General features: G+C 34.1%; 16 protein-coding genes. 3 read left to right on the plus strand and 13 right to left on the minus strand.

Annotated features, from left to right (window positions below; genetic code table 11):
- Nucleotides 1–13: 13 nt before the first annotated feature.
- The 12 genes from I583_RS07760 to I583_RS07810 form a co-directional block, all read right to left on the minus strand.
- Complete coding sequence (locus I583_RS07760) at nucleotides 14–2,641, minus strand: glycoside hydrolase family 38 N-terminal domain-containing protein (RefSeq protein WP_010761049.1); 2,628 nt, start codon at nucleotides 2,639–2,641, stop codon at nucleotides 14–16.
- A 181-nt stretch (nucleotides 2,642–2,822) separates the two neighbouring features.
- Complete coding sequence (locus I583_RS07765; RefSeq protein ID WP_010761048.1) at nucleotides 2,823–3,158, minus strand: antibiotic biosynthesis monooxygenase; 336 nt, start codon at nucleotides 3,156–3,158, stop codon at nucleotides 2,823–2,825.
- A 13-nt stretch (nucleotides 3,159–3,171) separates the two neighbouring features.
- On the minus strand, nucleotides 3,172–4,599 hold the full coding sequence (locus tag I583_RS07770; RefSeq protein ID WP_010761047.1) for an ABC transporter ATP-binding protein: 1,428 nt from the start codon (nucleotides 4,597–4,599) through the stop codon (nucleotides 3,172–3,174).
- Nucleotides 4,596–5,294 (minus strand): energy-coupling factor transporter transmembrane component T, encoded by a 699-nt coding sequence (locus tag I583_RS07775; RefSeq protein WP_010761046.1) that lies wholly within the window; start codon nucleotides 5,292–5,294, stop codon nucleotides 4,596–4,598. The genes I583_RS07770 and I583_RS07775 overlap by 4 nt, the downstream gene beginning before the upstream one ends.
- A complete protein-coding gene (locus tag I583_RS07780) occupies nucleotides 5,269–5,886 on the minus strand; it encodes an MptD family putative ECF transporter S component (RefSeq protein ID WP_010761045.1) in 618 nt (205 codons plus the stop codon). The genes I583_RS07775 and I583_RS07780 overlap by 26 nt, the downstream gene beginning before the upstream one ends.
- Before the next feature lie 8 nt (nucleotides 5,887–5,894).
- Nucleotides 5,895–7,055 (minus strand): hypothetical protein, encoded by a 1,161-nt coding sequence (locus I583_RS07785; protein WP_010761044.1) that lies wholly within the window; start codon nucleotides 7,053–7,055, stop codon nucleotides 5,895–5,897.
- Between the two features lie 174 nt (nucleotides 7,056–7,229).
- Nucleotides 7,230–7,874: a pyroglutamyl-peptidase I gene (pcp, locus tag I583_RS07790; protein WP_010761043.1), complete on the minus strand. Its 645-nt coding sequence runs from the start codon at nucleotides 7,872–7,874 to the stop codon at nucleotides 7,230–7,232.
- A 114-nt stretch (nucleotides 7,875–7,988) separates the two neighbouring features.
- Nucleotides 7,989–8,933, minus strand: coding sequence for a DUF979 domain-containing protein (locus tag I583_RS07795; RefSeq protein ID WP_010761042.1), 945 nt, complete (start codon nucleotides 8,931–8,933; stop codon nucleotides 7,989–7,991).
- On the minus strand, nucleotides 8,930–9,631 hold the full coding sequence (locus tag I583_RS07800) for a DUF969 domain-containing protein (RefSeq protein WP_010761041.1): 702 nt from the start codon (nucleotides 9,629–9,631) through the stop codon (nucleotides 8,930–8,932). The genes I583_RS07795 and I583_RS07800 overlap by 4 nt, the downstream gene beginning before the upstream one ends.
- A 203-nt stretch (nucleotides 9,632–9,834) precedes the next feature.
- Nucleotides 9,835–11,967, minus strand: a complete 2,133-nt coding sequence (locus I583_RS07805) for a hypothetical protein (RefSeq protein ID WP_010761040.1) — start codon at nucleotides 11,965–11,967, stop codon at nucleotides 9,835–9,837.
- 325 nt (nucleotides 11,968–12,292) lie between these two features.
- Nucleotides 12,293–12,448, minus strand: a complete 156-nt coding sequence (locus tag I583_RS16470; protein ID WP_010761039.1) for a TetR family transcriptional regulator — start codon at nucleotides 12,446–12,448, stop codon at nucleotides 12,293–12,295.
- Nucleotides 12,449–12,582: 134 nt separating this feature from the next.
- On the minus strand, nucleotides 12,583–14,085 hold the full coding sequence (locus tag I583_RS07810) for an Lsa family ABC-F type ribosomal protection protein (RefSeq protein WP_010761038.1): 1,503 nt from the start codon (nucleotides 14,083–14,085) through the stop codon (nucleotides 12,583–12,585).
- Nucleotides 14,086–14,707: 622 nt separating this feature from the next.
- Between I583_RS07810 and I583_RS07815 the strand changes: the two genes are divergently transcribed.
- The 3 genes from I583_RS07815 (at nucleotide 14,708) to I583_RS07825 (ending at nucleotide 16,926) form a co-directional block, all read left to right on the plus strand.
- Nucleotides 14,708–15,091 carry a VOC family protein gene (locus tag I583_RS07815; protein WP_010761037.1) on the plus strand — a complete coding sequence of 128 codons (384 nt, stop codon included), beginning with the start codon at nucleotides 14,708–14,710 and terminating at the stop codon, nucleotides 15,089–15,091.
- Nucleotides 15,092–15,117: 26 nt separating this feature from the next.
- The gene (locus tag I583_RS07820) at nucleotides 15,118–15,957 is read left to right on the plus strand and encodes a Cof-type HAD-IIB family hydrolase (RefSeq protein WP_010761036.1); all 840 of its coding nucleotides are present in this window, start codon (nucleotides 15,118–15,120) and stop codon (nucleotides 15,955–15,957) included.
- A gap of 117 nt (nucleotides 15,958–16,074) precedes the next feature.
- Entirely contained in the window at nucleotides 16,075–16,926 is an 852-nt protein-coding gene (locus I583_RS07825) for a MurR/RpiR family transcriptional regulator (protein ID WP_010761035.1), read from the plus strand.
- Between the two features lie 216 nt (nucleotides 16,927–17,142).
- On the opposite strand, the gene I583_RS07830 is transcribed toward I583_RS07825, so the two are convergent.
- Nucleotides 17,143–17,916, minus strand: a complete 774-nt coding sequence (locus I583_RS07830) for a zinc ribbon domain-containing protein (RefSeq protein ID WP_010761034.1) — start codon at nucleotides 17,914–17,916, stop codon at nucleotides 17,143–17,145.
- Nucleotides 17,917–17,924 lie beyond the last annotated feature (8 nt).

Consider the following 17,924-nt stretch of genomic DNA (forward strand, 5'->3'; position numbering starts at 1 on the left):
GACCTTTCTCTTGTTATCTTTGTATTGAAACAGTTTTGATTTCTCCTGGTTTAAACGATCCTAATGAAACTTCCTTTAACTTACCTAATGATTCAAGTAAATCACCATTTAAATCAACAAAACGAACAGTAGATTCAGTTGCTAAAGTTATTTTTTCATTTGTGACTGCCTCTGTTAATGATGGATTATACAAACGAATATTGACCCATTGACCATCCCGACTTAATTCCAATACACTAAATACCAATTTTGAATTGTTTAAATCGATAAATTCTTTTAAAGAATTCAATTGGTCAACTTTATTACTTTGGAAATATTGAATTGGATTAGTAAATCGATTCAGCGTTTGAACTTGATAATATGGACTTGTTACTGAGTATATTTGGTATTCTTTTTGAATCATAGCTGGATCAAAATCATCCGTTATGATCAAAGATAATGCCATTTCTAAGTTTCCTAATAATTGACTATCTGGAGTTGGAATATAACGATATTGATTCCCAGAAGCATCTCCTGGTCTTCTTAATAACTCTGGTCTGCCTAAAAATCCTACACCTCTAAACAAGGTAATATACAGACTGCTATCAATTACTTGGTATTCTTTGATTCCTTTACTCATTATTGACCAACTAGAAGTGTCGTCATGAATAGTAGAATAGTGAATCATCGGATAAATTTCAGTTGGTTCTTCTTTCCAACCAAGTTTTTTCCAATCATGAATATGAGGGTCTTGGTTATTTCTTTCAACAATTCCAAATAAGGTGTCTGCGTAACTGACTTGAGTTTTAACTGGTGTTTTTACAACTAGGCGCATACGGTGATCCATGGCTTGGTTATTAAGTTTAACGTTCATATCGATTCGCTTAGAATCTTTGCTTAATGACAATGTAAAGGTATAATCGATTTGAACATTTATTTCGCCCACTTTTCTAGCATGTAGGTCTTTTGGCAATGACCACTGACCATTTAAGGTCATCGTAGATAAAAATGCTCCTGTTTGAACAGTAATATCTGTCGTATCAAAGTTTAGCTGGTAGACTTTATCATGATAGGCAGGTGAATAATCATACGTATCCCCTTCGTCCCCTGACTCTTCCATATATAAACAGTTTTCATATGTTTTGCCTTGATTCTTCACTAAAATAGAAAACTTACCCTTTGAAAAGGATATTTTGTACAGCTCATTTTCAATATGTTTATCTTCTACATTCAATGCTATAACGCTAGAATTTGATCCAGTTTGTTCCTTCACGGTTACGATCGTATAGCCAAGCGGTCTGGTTTCTTTTCTAAAACTTACTTTGTGGATATAGTAATATTTTGCTTCATCATAATCGCTTTCTGAGCGTCTTACTTCACCAGCATACACCTTTTCTGTAGACAAGATTTGGCTATCTACTTCATTGTTCATTTCATCAAACAACCTTATTTTCTCATGTTTCGTACTTACTTCTACCACATACGGATCGGTTCTTGTGTAAGGTAATGTGTTAAATAAAATCAAGTCATTTTCTTTGATTCCTTGAATTGATTCAGAAATTTTTCTTACTAAATAGTCGATCGTCGAATAGGATAATTGATCAGCTTCTTTGTATCTAGCTAAAATCATTTCGTTTGTTTTATCCGTATTACATCCACCAATACTATCATGAGCATGGTTTTTCAATAACAATTTCCAAATATAGTCTAGTAGTTCTCGTTTAAATGGAATCCCTAAATCATCGGCCATCAACATCAATGGTTCTAATTGGAAAATCAAGCGATTTTCGATTGTGTCATTTAATTTTTTTAAGTCATATCTTGACGAATAAATTGAACGGTGGATTTTTGAAACACTACCACTCATAAACTCACCTTGAACGGTTGGTAATTCATTTGTTTTCTCTCTTAATAAATTAAAAATATGGGGATAATTGCTTTCTTCGATTTTGTATTCTGTACCGAATTGTTCATTTACATCTTGAATGATTGCTTTTAAATCTCGATCCACTGCGCGCTGATCTCCGCCAACTGGTAATGTTACTATCTCAGTTGCACTATCCTCAGATACAAGTTCCAGCATCGCTTTTTTTTGATAAAGTTCACCTTCAACAAGTGCTACTCCTGCATAATAACCATTGCGAATATTGATCGTTAATACTTTTGAACCATCTTCGGCTGCCCAATAAAACTCACGACTTTTTGTGACTTCATTAGGCATTCCCCGCCAAAATACTGCATCTGTGATACCAAAACCATTATAGATTTTCGGCATATCTTTACCTTGTCCAAATGAATCAGGAAGATAGCCCAGTGAAGTGTGTCCACCTAATCGTTTCGACATATCGATTCCGATTTGTAAATTTTTGACGACTGATTCACCAGCCACTACAAATTCATCCATTTGTGTATACCAAGGACCGATAAATAATTTGTTTGCTTCAACTAATTCTTTGATTTTTGTTTCTTTTTCAGGATAAACTTTTAAGTAATCATCAATAATGCTTAATTGACCATCCAAGTAATAGTAATCTAATTCATTCTTTTCTAATGCATAAATCACCTCGTCCATATGATAAGAAAATTGTATAAACGCTTCATTATCACTAAAGTACCACTCACGATCCCAATGGGTATGAGCGACGACATGTATCTTCTTCATTTTAAATTCTCCTTCCATCACTGTTCACACTTAATATACTCTGGATTACTTAAAAAGAAAACGATTTCGGTAATATTTTCAACTATTTTCTATTTTGTGGACATTTCATGAAAACATTATCAAAAGAGACAAAAAAAAGACTTCTGCCAGTATGCTCTAACAGAAATCTTTTTTTGTATGCTTATGTTAATACTTCATATTCAGCGATTGTACTTGAAATAATACCAGGACGTTTTTTTTCGTTTGATGATTCTTGTTTGGGTTCTTTCTTTTGATGCATTTTTTTGAATGATTGGCTTTTCACCCAATTTTTTTGATGCTCTTTTGACGTCCAGCGGCTTAAAACAACCAGTTCAGTAACCTCGGGATTGTCTGGCAATGTACGGTGCATTAATTGGAAATTCAAGAATCCTTCCACAGCTTCCATACTTTCTTTGGTATGCCCTGCGGTGAATTGTTGAATGATTTTTTGAGAATGGTCCGTTTCTGTCTGGATCGTATTGGTTACAATGTACATATCTTTGCCTCCATTATTCTTTTATAGTTGGTTCAATAAAGTAATCTTCGATACTATTTCCTTTTTCAAAATGAAGGATTCGCTGACAGGTTTGATTGAGAAACTCTTTGTCGTGCGTAATCACTAAAACTAAAATATTTTCATGGTGCAACCAACGTATCGTGTTACTGACCTCTTCCATATGCATCAAATCCAACCCACTTGTTGGCTCGTCAAATATGATAATTTTTTTCCCTGATAATAAGGCACTTGCAATTGCAACTCGCTGTTTTTCGCCGCCTGATAAGGTTTGCGGATGCCGACATAAAAGTGGTTCTAAATTCAGCATAGCGACAATTTTATCAAACTCATTTGTGTTTTTAGCATTCAAGCTTATCTCTTTTTCAACTGTTTCAAAAAACAATTGTAAATTAACATCTTGCATCACAACAAAACTTTCCTTAATCAACTCTTTTGGATTCATGACTTGCTCGTTTAACTTAATCACGCCTTCTTTTGGTTTGATCAATCCAGATAAAAGTTTTGAAAACGTTGATTTGCCTGCACCATTATGCCCAATGATTCCAGTAATATAAGAGCTATTCAAGGTTAGTGAAGGGATTTTCAGCACAGATGATTGTTTGCGATAATGAAACTCTAGCCCCACACATGTTAACGTCAGTTTCCCTTCAGTTTTATCTGGTTCTACAACTTTTTTAAGAGATGTTTGTTCAAGAGAACGTAACCCCATTCCCTTGATTTCTAAAGAGGATTTCGTTCTCATTTCTTGACTTGTATACCCTTTAACGATATGTCCTTTGTCCATAACTAAATAGCGATCTGCCAGATCCGTCAAATAATACAAACGATGCTCAGATACAATGATCGTCATCCCTTGATTTTTCAATACTTGCAAGTAGGCTTTTAATTGCTCAATCGTTGCTTCATCCAAATTACTTGACGGTTCATCTAATAAAAATAAACGATGCTTCAGCATACTGGCAGAAGCAAAAGCAATCAATTGCTTTTGACCACCAGATAAATGAAACATACTTCGTTCTAAAAATTCTTCTAACGAGAACAAACTGGTTATTTCATCGATTCGACGGATCATTTCTTCTCTTGGTATGCCATAATTTTCCATCGCAAATGCCAACTCAGAATATACATCACTCGTAAAAAATTGTGTCTTTGGATTTTGAAACACAACCCCAATATCACGCACATACGCATTAAATTCTTTTGTTAACAACTCTTGGTCTAAAACAGAACCTGTTCCCGTTAATTCTCCAGTGTATAATTCAGGAATCAAACCATTTAGAATTCTTAAAAGCGTCGATTTACCGCAGCCACTTTTACCACATAAAACGATAAACTCACCCGATTTGACTTGTAATTCTACTTCTTGGATGATCGTTTCCTGATCTTCATAAGCAAACGTCACATCATGTAAATCAATCATTCAATCAACCTCCCAACAATGCCACAAAGAATCAATGTACCAATCAATAAATAATCTTGAACTTTTAAACGAATCTCATAGACACTGGTATGCGATTGGGGGTTTCCTAACCCACGCACTAATGCCGCCGAAGATAAATCTAACGATGTATTTTCTGCCGACATCAAGATTGGTACAATAATGTACTCCATCGTTTGAAATGGATGAAGGAACAAATCAATCGTAGAAACAGCAATCCCACGATATTTCATCGCATTGCGAATGCTTCTAAAATCTTGAAAAAGTGTAGGAAAGAATCGAAATAGCACCGTTAAGGGGATAATTAGACCAAAAGGCACATGGCACTTTTTTAAAGCCGCAATCCATTCACTAATTTTTGTCCGATTCATAGCAAAAGCTGCCGCCATAATCGTTGGTAGCATCCGCCGATTCCCTACAAATAAAAAATCAAAGAACGCCGCAAAACCATTATCGATATAAGGAAATAATAAATAATCTCCTAAAACAAGCAACCAAAAAATACTATAAAAAATCGTGCCTTTTTTTAGACTACCATTTAAAATAAATAATCCATACAAGAGCGTCACAAATAAAATTTCTGCTTTAAATGGTAATGGAAACATCAATAAAAAGCTGGCAAATAAAATCGTACAAAGTTTACTTCTGGGATCAAACGTTACGTATGTTTTTTCCATAATTTTTTCCTTTAGCTTTGTCAAAGTGCTTCTCATAAATCCTTTGTCCAATCATTATGCCTAAAATACTACAGATAATGACAGCTGCAACACAAACATAAAAGGTTGTTGTTGTGATCGGTGCAAATACTTTATCGATGTAAACTGCATCTTTGCCACGAGCCACCAATGAATCAATATAAGCATTTTTCATAAACCACAATGGTAGTACAGGTCCCATCAAACCAAAACTAAACACAGTGTAACTGACCATTGTTCGAATTTTTCCAGATAGTTTTGTGTGATACTGAATCCAGTCAGCCGCTACCGCACAAAGGATATTAGGTAAAAATGATAACGGAAAATGACCTGAAATTAAAAAGAATAGCCCCATCACACTACCCATGATCGTAATCGCTCCAAAACGAGGAATGCGGTGGATCACCAATAGATAAACAATCCCTGCAAAAAGTGCTGTAGCGCTCGGAATAAGAATTGAATTAAAGGCTGGAACTGTAAATCGTAAAATGACCATTGCAATCGTTACGACTAAAAAATAAATAGCGGTATAAATGCCGATAGAAATAAAATCCTGTATTTTTAACTTTTTCATTCTTGTAATTACCCTTCTTGTTTTATTGTAAATAAAAATAATAGCTGACCATATACGTCACTCGTAATTTTTAACTGATAACGGCCTGTTTTTTCAAATTGTGCACTTGGCATCAACAATTGCTCTTCCAATAATTCATAGTTTAATGAATAACCGTTTTCTGAAGTCTTTTTGGTTTTATATAACTCAAATTTAGCTTCTTGTTTGGCTAACTCTTTAATTAACCCTGAATCAAGTGACAGACATATCGTCTCACCTAGTGTATATTCCGATTTAGATAATTTCGGTTGAACATTCATAGGCTGTTTTAAGTGTGTTTCAAACCGAACATCTTCAAAACCATCGGCCAATATCTCAATCATTATTGGCTCTTTTGCTTCCCACTCATCAAATTGTAAATACCTTGGTTGTCTAGTATTTGCTAAAAGTCCGAACTCTAAATGATTTTCTGGCTTGTGATACAAGTAATCCGGCCATAGAAGTGGAATGGTTTTACCGTTTTTAGTAATCGTAAAACTGTAGACAAACTTTCCATATGCTTTGTGAAACTGATCATAGGTCGTAATGTCATATTCAGGTAAAAATTGAACCATTGCAGCATAACTATAATGTGCAAAATAATACATCTCATTCACATATTCTAATTTCTCTTGAATGGCCTGAACATTTTTTTCCTGGCCTTTTTCAAGTAATTCTCTGGAACCGTATGTACCATCTAATAATAGACGTTTTCTTTTGTAGCCAACAACTAATTCTGCCTCATCTTCAATTATAGGAGTCAATGACTGAATCATTGTCATTTTTTCTCTGAATTTTGCATATTTTTCAGAGTTGTTTTCAGCTAAAATATAATCTTTCGCCGTGACGTAAACAGGTACTTGTTTAATACTATAGCTCTCGCTCTCATTTAATGCAATTTTTTTCTGATTTGTATGAGGAAATCTACCGATAATTTGCAGAAATCTTTCTGATAACCGATAATCAGTTTCTTGAAAATCTGGGCTATCAGCATGGTAGAAATCAAAAAATGTCATGGTTGTTTCACCAATAAAATAACGTGGCAATTTCTTGTCTTCTATATATAGTTGTTCATCGAGCATCACAGGACATTGCTCCGTTTGTACAATATCATAGTTAATTGAAAATTCATTTAGTTGTACTTTTTTCATTGAATCACTCCTTTCCTTATTGTGTTAGTATATCACAACAAAATGATAATGAGAATCATTATCAGCAGATTGAATCTTTTTGTCTTTCGTTCCATTTAATAAGTAAAACAGAAGAGTTTGAGACAAAAATAACTCTTTTATCTCAAACTCTTCCATATCTATTCAACAATAATTCTAATGTGTCGTTCCCGTATTTTCCTCAATATCCACTTCTGTTGTAACTGCTGCTTCAATTGCGTAAGTCAGTGAATCCGCAATCGTTTTGATCGGCATTGAGGGAGTACCAACTGGGCGGTCGACTACTTGAGTTGGTTCAAATGGTACATGGATAAATCCGCCTTTAATGCCTGAAAATTCTTTATCGATCATATATAACAGGCGGTACATGATATCATTGCAGACAAACGTTCCTGCTGTATAAGAGATGTATGCTGGTAAGCCATGCTCCTGCACATTTTTCATCATTGCTTTGATTGGTAATGTTGTAAAATATGCTGTTTCTCCATCCTCTTCCAATTTTGAACCAATCGGTTGATTCCCTTTATTATCAGGAATTCTTGCTTCCGCTAAATTAATTGCTACCCGTTCAAATGAAACAGCACTCCGGCCACCTGCTTGTCCCACACAAATCACAATATTAGGATTATGCTCTTTGATTGCAGCTTCTAATACTTCACCGCTTTCTTTAAAAACTGTCGGTATTTCTAATTTGATGACTTCGGCTCCTGCCACCTCATCTGGAATCATTTTAACTGCTTCATATGCTGGATTAACAGAATCTCCACCAAATGGATCAAAACCTGTGACTAAAACTTTCATTGTAAGTCTCCTCCTAATTTAAACTATAGTGTAATCGCTAGCTCATGTCGTTGTACTAAACGAAATCAACTCATAAATTGGCTAACCTGTTTCTTTGTAAAACTAGCTAACCGATTATTTAAATAAAATCATATAAACAACTTGGAATACAAACATAAAGATCGCGATAAACCATTGGTTTTTAATGACACCATATTTATCTTTCATCTCTAACATTGCGACTGGAACGACATTAAAATTGGCAGCCATTGGTGTTAATAATGTACCACAATACCCACAAGTCAATGCCAACATACCGATCAATGCTGGATTTGCACCATAGGCTAAAACAAAAGGAGCGCCAATTCCCACTGTCATCACAGTAATCGCGGCAAACGCATTCCCCATGATGATTGTAAATAGCATCATCCCAAAAGCATAGATAATAATGCCCAGTACAACATTTCCTTGCGGTACGATCGTTCCGACTGCAGAAGAAATCACTGTTCCAACACCTGCACTAGTGAAAACGGCTCCTAATGACGCTAAAAGCATTGGTAACATGCTTAATGGTCCCACTGTTCCAAGCATGTCAGCCGCATCATCTAAAAATGTTGTTGGTTTATTGTTTTTAGAATAAAGCATCAAGATCAGAATTGCTACTAAAACACCAACTCCAACTCCAACCAATGCCCCTAGCTTTGTAAATAAAGCAAAGATAATAGCAAATACACCAATACTTAATGCTGGAACAAAAATTTTCATCCCTAACTTATCTGACATTTCTTGCATATATTCTTTAGAAGGCAACTTACTTTGTCCTTTACTGACTTTTTTCAAGATTGCTGGAATCGTCATAGAAAAAATCAAGATTCCACTTATCATAGACGGCATAAAACGGCCACCAGCGATCACGATCCCTAAGGCACACCAAAAGTAACCTGTCCCATAACGATGGGAGTTACTTTTATCAAATAAATTCTTGATACCAGTATAAATCAAAATCAAGCCCATCAAAATATATAAAATTTCTAATAATTTCTCACCAAGTAACACTTCTGAACTCATAAAATAGCTCATGATTGGTCTCCTTTCTGCTCACTATCACCATAATATTTTTTCATCAAGCGACGGTCTTTTGTATAAAAGTAAATACTAGCTGTAACCAATGCAACGAGTGCTACAGGAATTTCAACTGCAGCCAATTGAACTAATGTCACTTCATAGCCTAATTCTTTTAACGTTGATTGAACTAACAATCCACCTGAACCACCGATAAATAATACTTGTCCAAAGAACCAACAAATATTTTCCATTGCTGAAGCCATTCCTTTAAGCTCTTCTTCATATTCTTTGTTTAATTCTAAATTTTGAGATTCAACAGCTCCAATTGACATTGGTAAAATAATTGGACGAACAAATCCAGCAACACCACCGAAGCTGACATTGAATGCGGCAAAAATCATCCGAAAAACACCATAAATATCGATGATCAAACCCGCTGAAACTTTTTTAAAGCGGCGAATCAACGACGCTGCTGATTCTTTTAACCCATTTCTTTCCAAAGTTCCGGTAGCCAACATAATAATAATAAAAATAGCCATTCCTCTGTTACTAACGAAACTTGTACCTAATATATCTAACATCCCTTCTAAACCAATTCCCCCGACAAGGGCCGTCACAACTAAGGCAATCATAACAATCAAAATCGAGTCTAATTTCATTGCAAAACCGACAATGACGATCAGAACGCCTAGCAAACTAAGAATATTTTCCACTGCTCACACTTCTTTCTTTTTTACTTGTATTAAATTTTGATAATCAATAACCTCTTCATTATACACAAAATTTGTTTTATTTTTAATTTTTACTATACGATTCATTTCTAAAAAAAATATTTACTTTAGATCACACAAAAAAAGTTACAACTGAATTTTAATTTTTTCAGTCATAACTTTTTTTAGTTCTCTTTAGTAAATATTCAATAAACGCCAATTTTTTCTTCTTCAGCGTTATCATAAATTGTCTTTTTCTTGAAATCGTCGATCTTTTCCCATTCATCTCCGAAAATATGCTCTAAACGACCATAATCATCGTAAGACAGAATAAAGCGATGTTTGTCATCTTTATCGTTGATGATCGTGTATAGCTTATCTTCATCGTCTTGACTGATTTGCCAAGTACCAGCTTCAAACTCTTGAGCTATCGGCATTGAACGATTCCTTTCCAGCAATTTCTTCACATTTTCTGTTGCATATTCTGGATTGTCTTTTATATTTTCATTACGTTCATCTGACAATAAATAATATACAACAAAGAATTTTTGCGACATCATTGGACGAACTTGAATATCTGCCCATAGTGCTTCAAATTTCTCTTTAGGTAGTACTTCCCAGCCATTTCCAAAAACATTGGAGATTTTTTCATCTTTGTCTTCTTGCAGTATAATGAACGGCTCCTCTTCGTCTAAAAGAGTGAGAGCAGTCACAGGACCATAGCCTGCTACATTATCTGGTGAAGCATAAAAATCATATCTGGAATCAATCAACGTTTCGGGTAATTCAGAAATCATCACTCTTTGCGCTTTTTCTTTAGCTTGGCCAACTAAGTTTGTGTCTATAAAATTTGCTCGATCTTCATCTTCTCGATCAATATAAAAATAATAGATAAACTGATCATAAAGATTTTCACTTTCTTTCAATTCTAAAAGATCAGCTGAAATATCACTATACTCCGAATCATTTTCTCCACTAAATGAGCTTTCAAGATCAGGAATTGAAGAATAAGAATTTCGTTCGTTATCTCTTGAAATAATTCCGTTTATTTTAGAAACAACCATAACTAATAGAAAAATAACCCATAAATACTGCCACATACTTTTTTTCTTCTTTGGCAAACTGCGCATTGGTTCTGTTAACTGTAGCATAGCTAATTCTTTTGGTCTAAACAATGAAGGGTTCTTTTTACTTAGTTCTCCCCAGCATTCCTTTACACGAGAGTGGCGACTTAGACTGAAATACACATATCCTATTAGTAATTTGAAGATTGTTACGGGTATTGTTAACTCACTGTTATTGTATATCAACACATCATTTGTGGAACCCTTTTGTTTAACCCATTCATAATAGGCATTAAAAAAAGCACTGGTTTTATTTGCTTTTAAAGTATTGGCTTCACCAATAAGTACTTTGAATTCAGTGACTGTTTGTTCTTGTTCCATTCTAAAATCATTTAGTAATAGATACGAGATTTGCAAATTGATCACATCGTAATCTTTCGTGGTAATTGTCTTACACACATTCAATCGTTCAAACCAAGAACTCTGGTTTGCAACAGCACCTTCCACTATTTGAAATAATTCATAACGATTCGTGAAATACTCAATGCGTTCTTCTTTTGGAATATCTTGATAAATATCAAATGAAAAAGGCGGCACATGTTTAATTTTTGTCCAAGTATATCGGAAATTATCTTCAATTTTATATTCTTTAGCTAGTGAATCAAAGTCAAAAAAGGTTTCAAAATAAATAATGATCTGTCTTGATAGCACTCGATAATTTGACTGTAAAAATATTTGGATGATTTCTGTTATTTCGTTGTACTCATCACTTGTCCATTTTAACTCATTAGAAAATAGAGGTGTCCATTTTTCGACATCTGAAAAAAAGTCCATTTTTTCGTAAATCATTGCTAATTCTTGTTTAAAAATCAGCACAGAAGTAGTCTGTTTCCGTTCTTCTGTTTCATTTTCAGGTAGAGCCTTTTGTACTTCTTTTAACGGCATCCGTTTATTATTTAATTCAACAGCTGACTCTTTTACTATGAAGTGTTCAACATCATTTTGATTTGCTTTGGTTTCAGCTTCTGAATTAAATGTCGTAGTACCAATGTTACTATCATTTACTTCAACTGAAGGAGTATCAGGTTCTACTGGCCGATTGCTTTCAATGATCGCACCAGATAAGAAAATCGCTGAATCATAGGCATCTTTTAACTTTTTAAACGCGAGTGGGTCTTTCTCCACATTGATCATTTTGACCTTTTCATCATAAGCTTGTTTGACTTTCGTTTTATCTGAAGTCGGTTCTAGCGCTAAAATTTCCCAACAATTCATAACCCCAGCTCACTTTCTCAATTTTCCTGATCACTTAGTTATATATCTCCTACTATTATTATGGCAAAGATAATTAGGAATAACAATACTAGAAAGTACTTTGGACGTAATAAAAATAATAAAGTAAAAATCTGCTGTTCTTAAAACAACGCTTTGTACTTTATTATCCATTTATCTTTACTTTTCGTTCATAATTTTTTTTAAGTCTTCAGCGATACGATAGTGTCCAAACAACTTTTCCTTTAGTAACATCTGATGCTTGTTTTTTATGCAGTTCAAACAATTTATCTAACGTAGTAGCTACAACTAACAGTAAAAGAATAGACTACCTAAAAGGATACATTTGAATCAACTTTCTCAACACACCGTCAATAATAGCTTCTCTTGATTGAAAATGGTGATAAATAGCCTCCCGAGATAAACCGTCCAATTCATTAACAGTATCTTGAACCGTGGCTTCGGTATCATATCTTTTCACCATTTTTTTAATCTCCTTCAAAAACATACCGAATGATTTTTTGCAGAATGCCCTTTATTCTTAACTCTGTCAATGAAAAGAAAGTCCAAAAAACCTGTCCAACGATTCCTAAACCGAAGTCGTTTGACAGATTAATTTTAGCTATTTTTAGTTAAAGTAATCACTTGAGTAGCAACTTTTTCCAAGAAAGCTTGGTCATGTTCTACAATCAACATTGTTGGCTTTACCGATAAAATCAGTTTTTCTAATTGCTCTTGGTTAAAAACATCTAGATAATTTAACGGCTCATCCCAAATATAAAGTTCCGCTGGCTGTGCCAAAGACTTTGCTAACTCAACTTTTTTTCGTTGCCCCATGCTCATTTGTTCGATACGATTTTGAAAGACTTCTCTTTCCATCCCTAATTTGTGTAAGTTATTGAGAAATTCTTGGTGATTGAGGTTTTGCTCTTCAGAAAAATCAAGCAATGTTCCTCTGTTATCTTCATAGTTTTGGCGAACATAACTGATTTTTAATTTATCTGGGCTTGTGATTACACCTTTACTTACACCATCAAATTGATCAAGTAAAAAACGAATGATCGATGATTTTCCAGAACCATTTTGTCCTGCTAACGCAATTTGCTGCCCTTGGTTTAGTTCAAAAGAGATTTCTTGAAACAAGCTTTGCTCATCGTAACTTAAAGTCAAATTCTCAACTGTCAGTAATCGCTTGTGGTGTTCTGGTTGATAGTTCATTGTCAGTGGATCGATATATTCGATATCTTTTAAAAGACTTTCTTTTTCTGATAACTGTGTTTCCATTCGATGTTCGATCGTCTTCGCCCGTTTCATTGTCCGAGCTGCTCTTGCACCAATGAAGCCAGTATCATAGATTGCACCGCTGCCCTTTTCTGAAGCTTTTCCATATTTATCTTGCTCTTTAGAACGAGACCATTCAGCTTTTTCAGCAGCTGTTTTTTTCAAACGACTAACTTCTTTTTTTAGTTTTTCATTTTGTGCAAACTCAAACTCATCTTTTATTTTCTTTTGTTCTTCATAAACTGTAAAGTTTCCTTGATACAGTTCTAACTGACTTTTTTCAATCGACAACACATGATCGACCACTTCATCTACAAATGAACGATCGTGACTGACAACAATATATCCCTGACGCTTCTTTTTTAAATATTCTGCTACTTGTTTGCGTCCTACAATATCTAAATGGTTGGTTGGTTCATCGATTAATGGAAAATGATGTTCATCAATGAATAATAGTGCCAAAAGCACTTTCGTTTGTTCACCACCAGAAAGTGTATCAAATGAGCGCCATAAAATTTCTGGATCAACTTTAAGAAGATTTAATTCACGCTCAATTTCCCATTGTTCAAAATCGCTGATTTCTTGCAGTACGTAATAGGTTAACTGCTGTTTCTCTTTAATTGGTTGTGGGAAATATAAAAATTCTAGCTGATGGTTAACTTGACCGCTGTATTCTAGCTGATTCAGTAAAATCTTCAGTAGCGTAGTTTTCCCGCGACCGTTTCTGCCGATCAACCCTAATTTCCATTGCGTATCAAAATTTAGATTTGCTTGATCAAATAGTAAAGTCCCTTGGGTGTCATACCCGAATGTTATATTTTTCATTTCAATTTTTGACATAATCTCACCTCGTTAACTAAAGCGGAAGGAATATAACTACTTCCTTCAGTTCTTCACAGAATCGGCAAGACGTTTACGAGTACACAAAAAGACCCGTACGCTGAAAAAATCAATGCCAATCCTGAAAATCTGCACACTGCTCCCTTGAGAATTCTCAAGTTACAGTCTGAATGCAGCTTCAACAAATTGACTTAATTTTTCAACTCACGGATCCCTCACTTCGTTTTTTATTGCATTTACTATACCATGGTCTTTTTTGCTTTGTCAACAAACATTTACCACACTTCCTATATTTAGCTAGTAGTAAGAATAAGCCGTCTGATGATCATTACGTGATGGAACTTTCCATGTCGATTGTTTCTAAAGCATAACTATTTGGTTTTGCTCTTCAATTATTTACTATTCTTGCTGCTTTAAAGGAGACTTTTTCGATCGTTGATTTTATCCATCGTAATCATTAGTTATTGAATAAAAATTATCACGTTTAATGGTTGACGAGCATTATTTTTGAGAAGATTCTTTCAATCTCTCTGTTTTCCCTTTTTCAATACTACTTTTGCATTATACTAACAATGTAAATAAATTTTTTTGAATTAATTATATCTAGTAAGGAGAGTATTTTATGAAAATTGAACATATTGGATTATGGGTAACAGAGTTGGAAAAGATGCGCAAATTTTATGAAACCTATTTCAACGCTACCTCTTCTGAGCTTTACCATAACAAAAAAACAAGCTTCCATTCTTATTTTTTAACTTTCACTGATGGCGCTAGACTTGAGATCATGCAACGAGATGACGTCACTCACCGTAATCATGAGGAAGAAATTTTAGGATTTGCTCATTTGGCTTTCTCTTTAGGTAGTAAGGATAATGTCGACAACTTAACAAATATCTTAGTTCTAGAAGGCTATACCTTATTAAGTCCTTGCCGTACAACTGGTGATGGGTACTATGAATCTGTCATTACAGATCCGGAAGGAAATCACTTAGAGTTAACCATTTAATTTAGATACGAGATGGAGGAATCGGAATGGATATAAAAGCAATCGTCTTAGACATTGATGGAACACTTTTAAATGATGATAAAAAACTGACTAGTCAGACAAAAGAAGCTTTGATCAACGCTCAAAAAAATGGCATAAAAGTAATTCTAGCATCAGGAAGACCTACTCCTGGTATGATGAAGTATGTTGAAGAACTAGAGATGGCTCGATATAATGGTTTGATTGTATCGTATAATGGTGCACATGTACTTGATGTTCGTACACAAAATGAATTGTTCAGCCAACCTCTTTCTGTTGAAAGTAGTAAAAATATATTGGAACATCTTAAGCAGTTTGATGTAAAACCGATGATTGCTAAAAATGAATATATGTATGTCAATAACGTCTTTGATGGAATGTTGGATTTGGAGTTCTCAGATGGGTTGTTCAACATTATCGAATATGAATCACGCGGTGGCAATTTCCAGTTATGCGAAAAAACAGATTTAGCATCTTTTGTTGATTTTCCGCTGCATAAAATACTTGTAGCAGCTCAGCCAGAGTATTTACAAGAACATTGGCAACAAATTCTTGCGCCTTTTGAACAGACCGTTAGCGGGATATTTTCTGCTCCGATGTATTTTGAATTTACTGACAAAGGAATTGACAAGGCTAACGCCTTAGAAAAAACATTAAAACCTTTAGGTATCAATCAAGAACATATTATTTCATTTGGTGACGGTCATAACGATCTATCGTTGATCAACTATGCTGGAATCGGTGTTGCAATGGGAAATGCCGTAGATGAATTAAAAAAAGCTGCGGATAAAATCACTTTGACAAATAACGAAGATGGGATTGCCAAAGCATTAGCAGAACTTTTATAATGTAAAAAAATAGATTAAGAGCTGACATGCTCCTAATCTATTTTTTATTTCTAACACAATACGCCATAATCAGTTATAATTCAGTTATACAACCCTAACTGAAAGGTGGTTTGCGTGATGAACTTAATCCTAAAATTAAAAAATTTAGACAGATTGACTACAAGTGAAAAAGCACTTGTCGACTATATCCTTGATTCTCCAGAAAAAGTGATTCATTTTTCACCTAAAGAATTGGCTAATCATTCTTATGTCTCTATTTCAACGATTTACCGTTTGATTAATAAGTTAGATCTTGATGGATTGAACGATCTTAAACTAGCATTGGTAAACTATTTAAATGAGCATAATTCTGAGCAGATTATTGATATGGATTATCCTATTTCTGCAGAAGATAATCATTATGCGATGACTAAAAAGCTAAAAACAGTTTATGAGCAAACTGTCCAATCAACGATTGACGTAAATACTGTTGAAATGATGGCGATTACTAGTTCATTAATCGACAAATCAGCGTTTATTGATATCTACGCCTCGTCTGCAAATATTTATTTTGCTCAGAATTTTCAATTTCAGATGCAAGAAATCGGTAAAAGAATTAATGTGCCGATTGATGATTATATGCAAAATCTATCAGCAGCTAACAGTACTTCTGATCATTTAGCCATCATTATTTCTTATGAAGGACGTGGCTCTAGCGTTAAAAAAATAGTGGAAACTTTGAAAAAAAATAATAGTAAGATTTTATTAATTACATCAAAAAACAGTACGCTTCTAGATGAAAAAGTGGACGGAACATTATTCTTTTCTTCTCTGGAAAACCATTACAATAAAATCTCGTCCTTCTCAACACGGATGTCCTTAATGTTTCTTTTGGATCGTTTATATCTTAGTTTTTTTAATCAAAATTATGAAAAAAATTTAGCGTATAAATTAGAGAATTATCAAAAAATGAACCCAAATTTGATTTGAAAAATTGCAGAAAAAAGCCCTTGAGAAAGCTAAGAATCAGCTTTCTCAAGGGCTTTAAATAGAATAAACAGCCGACAAAAAGTAGACTACACTCCATTTGGATTACATCAACTTCTAAGAATTGAAACTCATTGAAGTGCTGTAAAACACAACGAAATATGAGTTGATATTGCACAGTATCTACTTGATTCTCGGAGCTATACATTTTTGTTTCAACTAATTAAGATTTTCAATAAATACATCAATTATTTTAGATCCACCAACTAATTTGAAGATGATAAAAACAATAATAAATGAAATTGATACGATCACCAAAGTAAGACAAAATCGACCAAGAATATCTTCTCTTTTCCACAACCGATCTGTAAAAGATAAACTGATCAATAATGCGGACAAACAAAACAATCCCATCACGATCATATAAGAGTCAATCGGTAAAAAAGAAAACAGGAAAGCGATTAAACTACTATATACCGTTATACTTACCGGACTAAAAAGTGTATGAAATGAATCTAAAAACGATACTTTTTCTCGGCCGAGTTTGTTTGATGCAAAAAAGTACACCAGAATAAACAGGAAAAAATAAACACCAATCAATAACAAACTTTCAATAAATAATGCTATTGGGCTTTCATTCCTATAGTCACTCATCCTTAAAATACTGCGACTTATTGCTAAAGCGTTCAATATAATCAACAAGAAGAAATTAACTACACCAAAAAATTGGGTCTTTTTTACATTGCCTTTCTCTTCCCCTTTGATTTGATTATTCAGCCAACTAAAATAGTTTTTACTTTCAGTTGTTACCTGCTGCATAGTTTGATTATTCTTCAATTGTTCATTTAAACTAGTTTGAAGTTGTGTTCCTTTTTTTAAAATAGTTTCTACAGAAGTTGCTTCTGCTGATTCTTGAATTTGACACTTACCACACAATGGACAAAAATTTGCCTCTTTTTTTATTTCTTTGCCACACTGAATACAATAGTTCATACAACCAC

Source organism: Enterococcus haemoperoxidus ATCC BAA-382 (assembly GCF_000407165.1).
Classification (GTDB): Bacteria; Bacillota; Bacilli; order Lactobacillales; family Enterococcaceae; genus Enterococcus_L; species Enterococcus_L haemoperoxidus.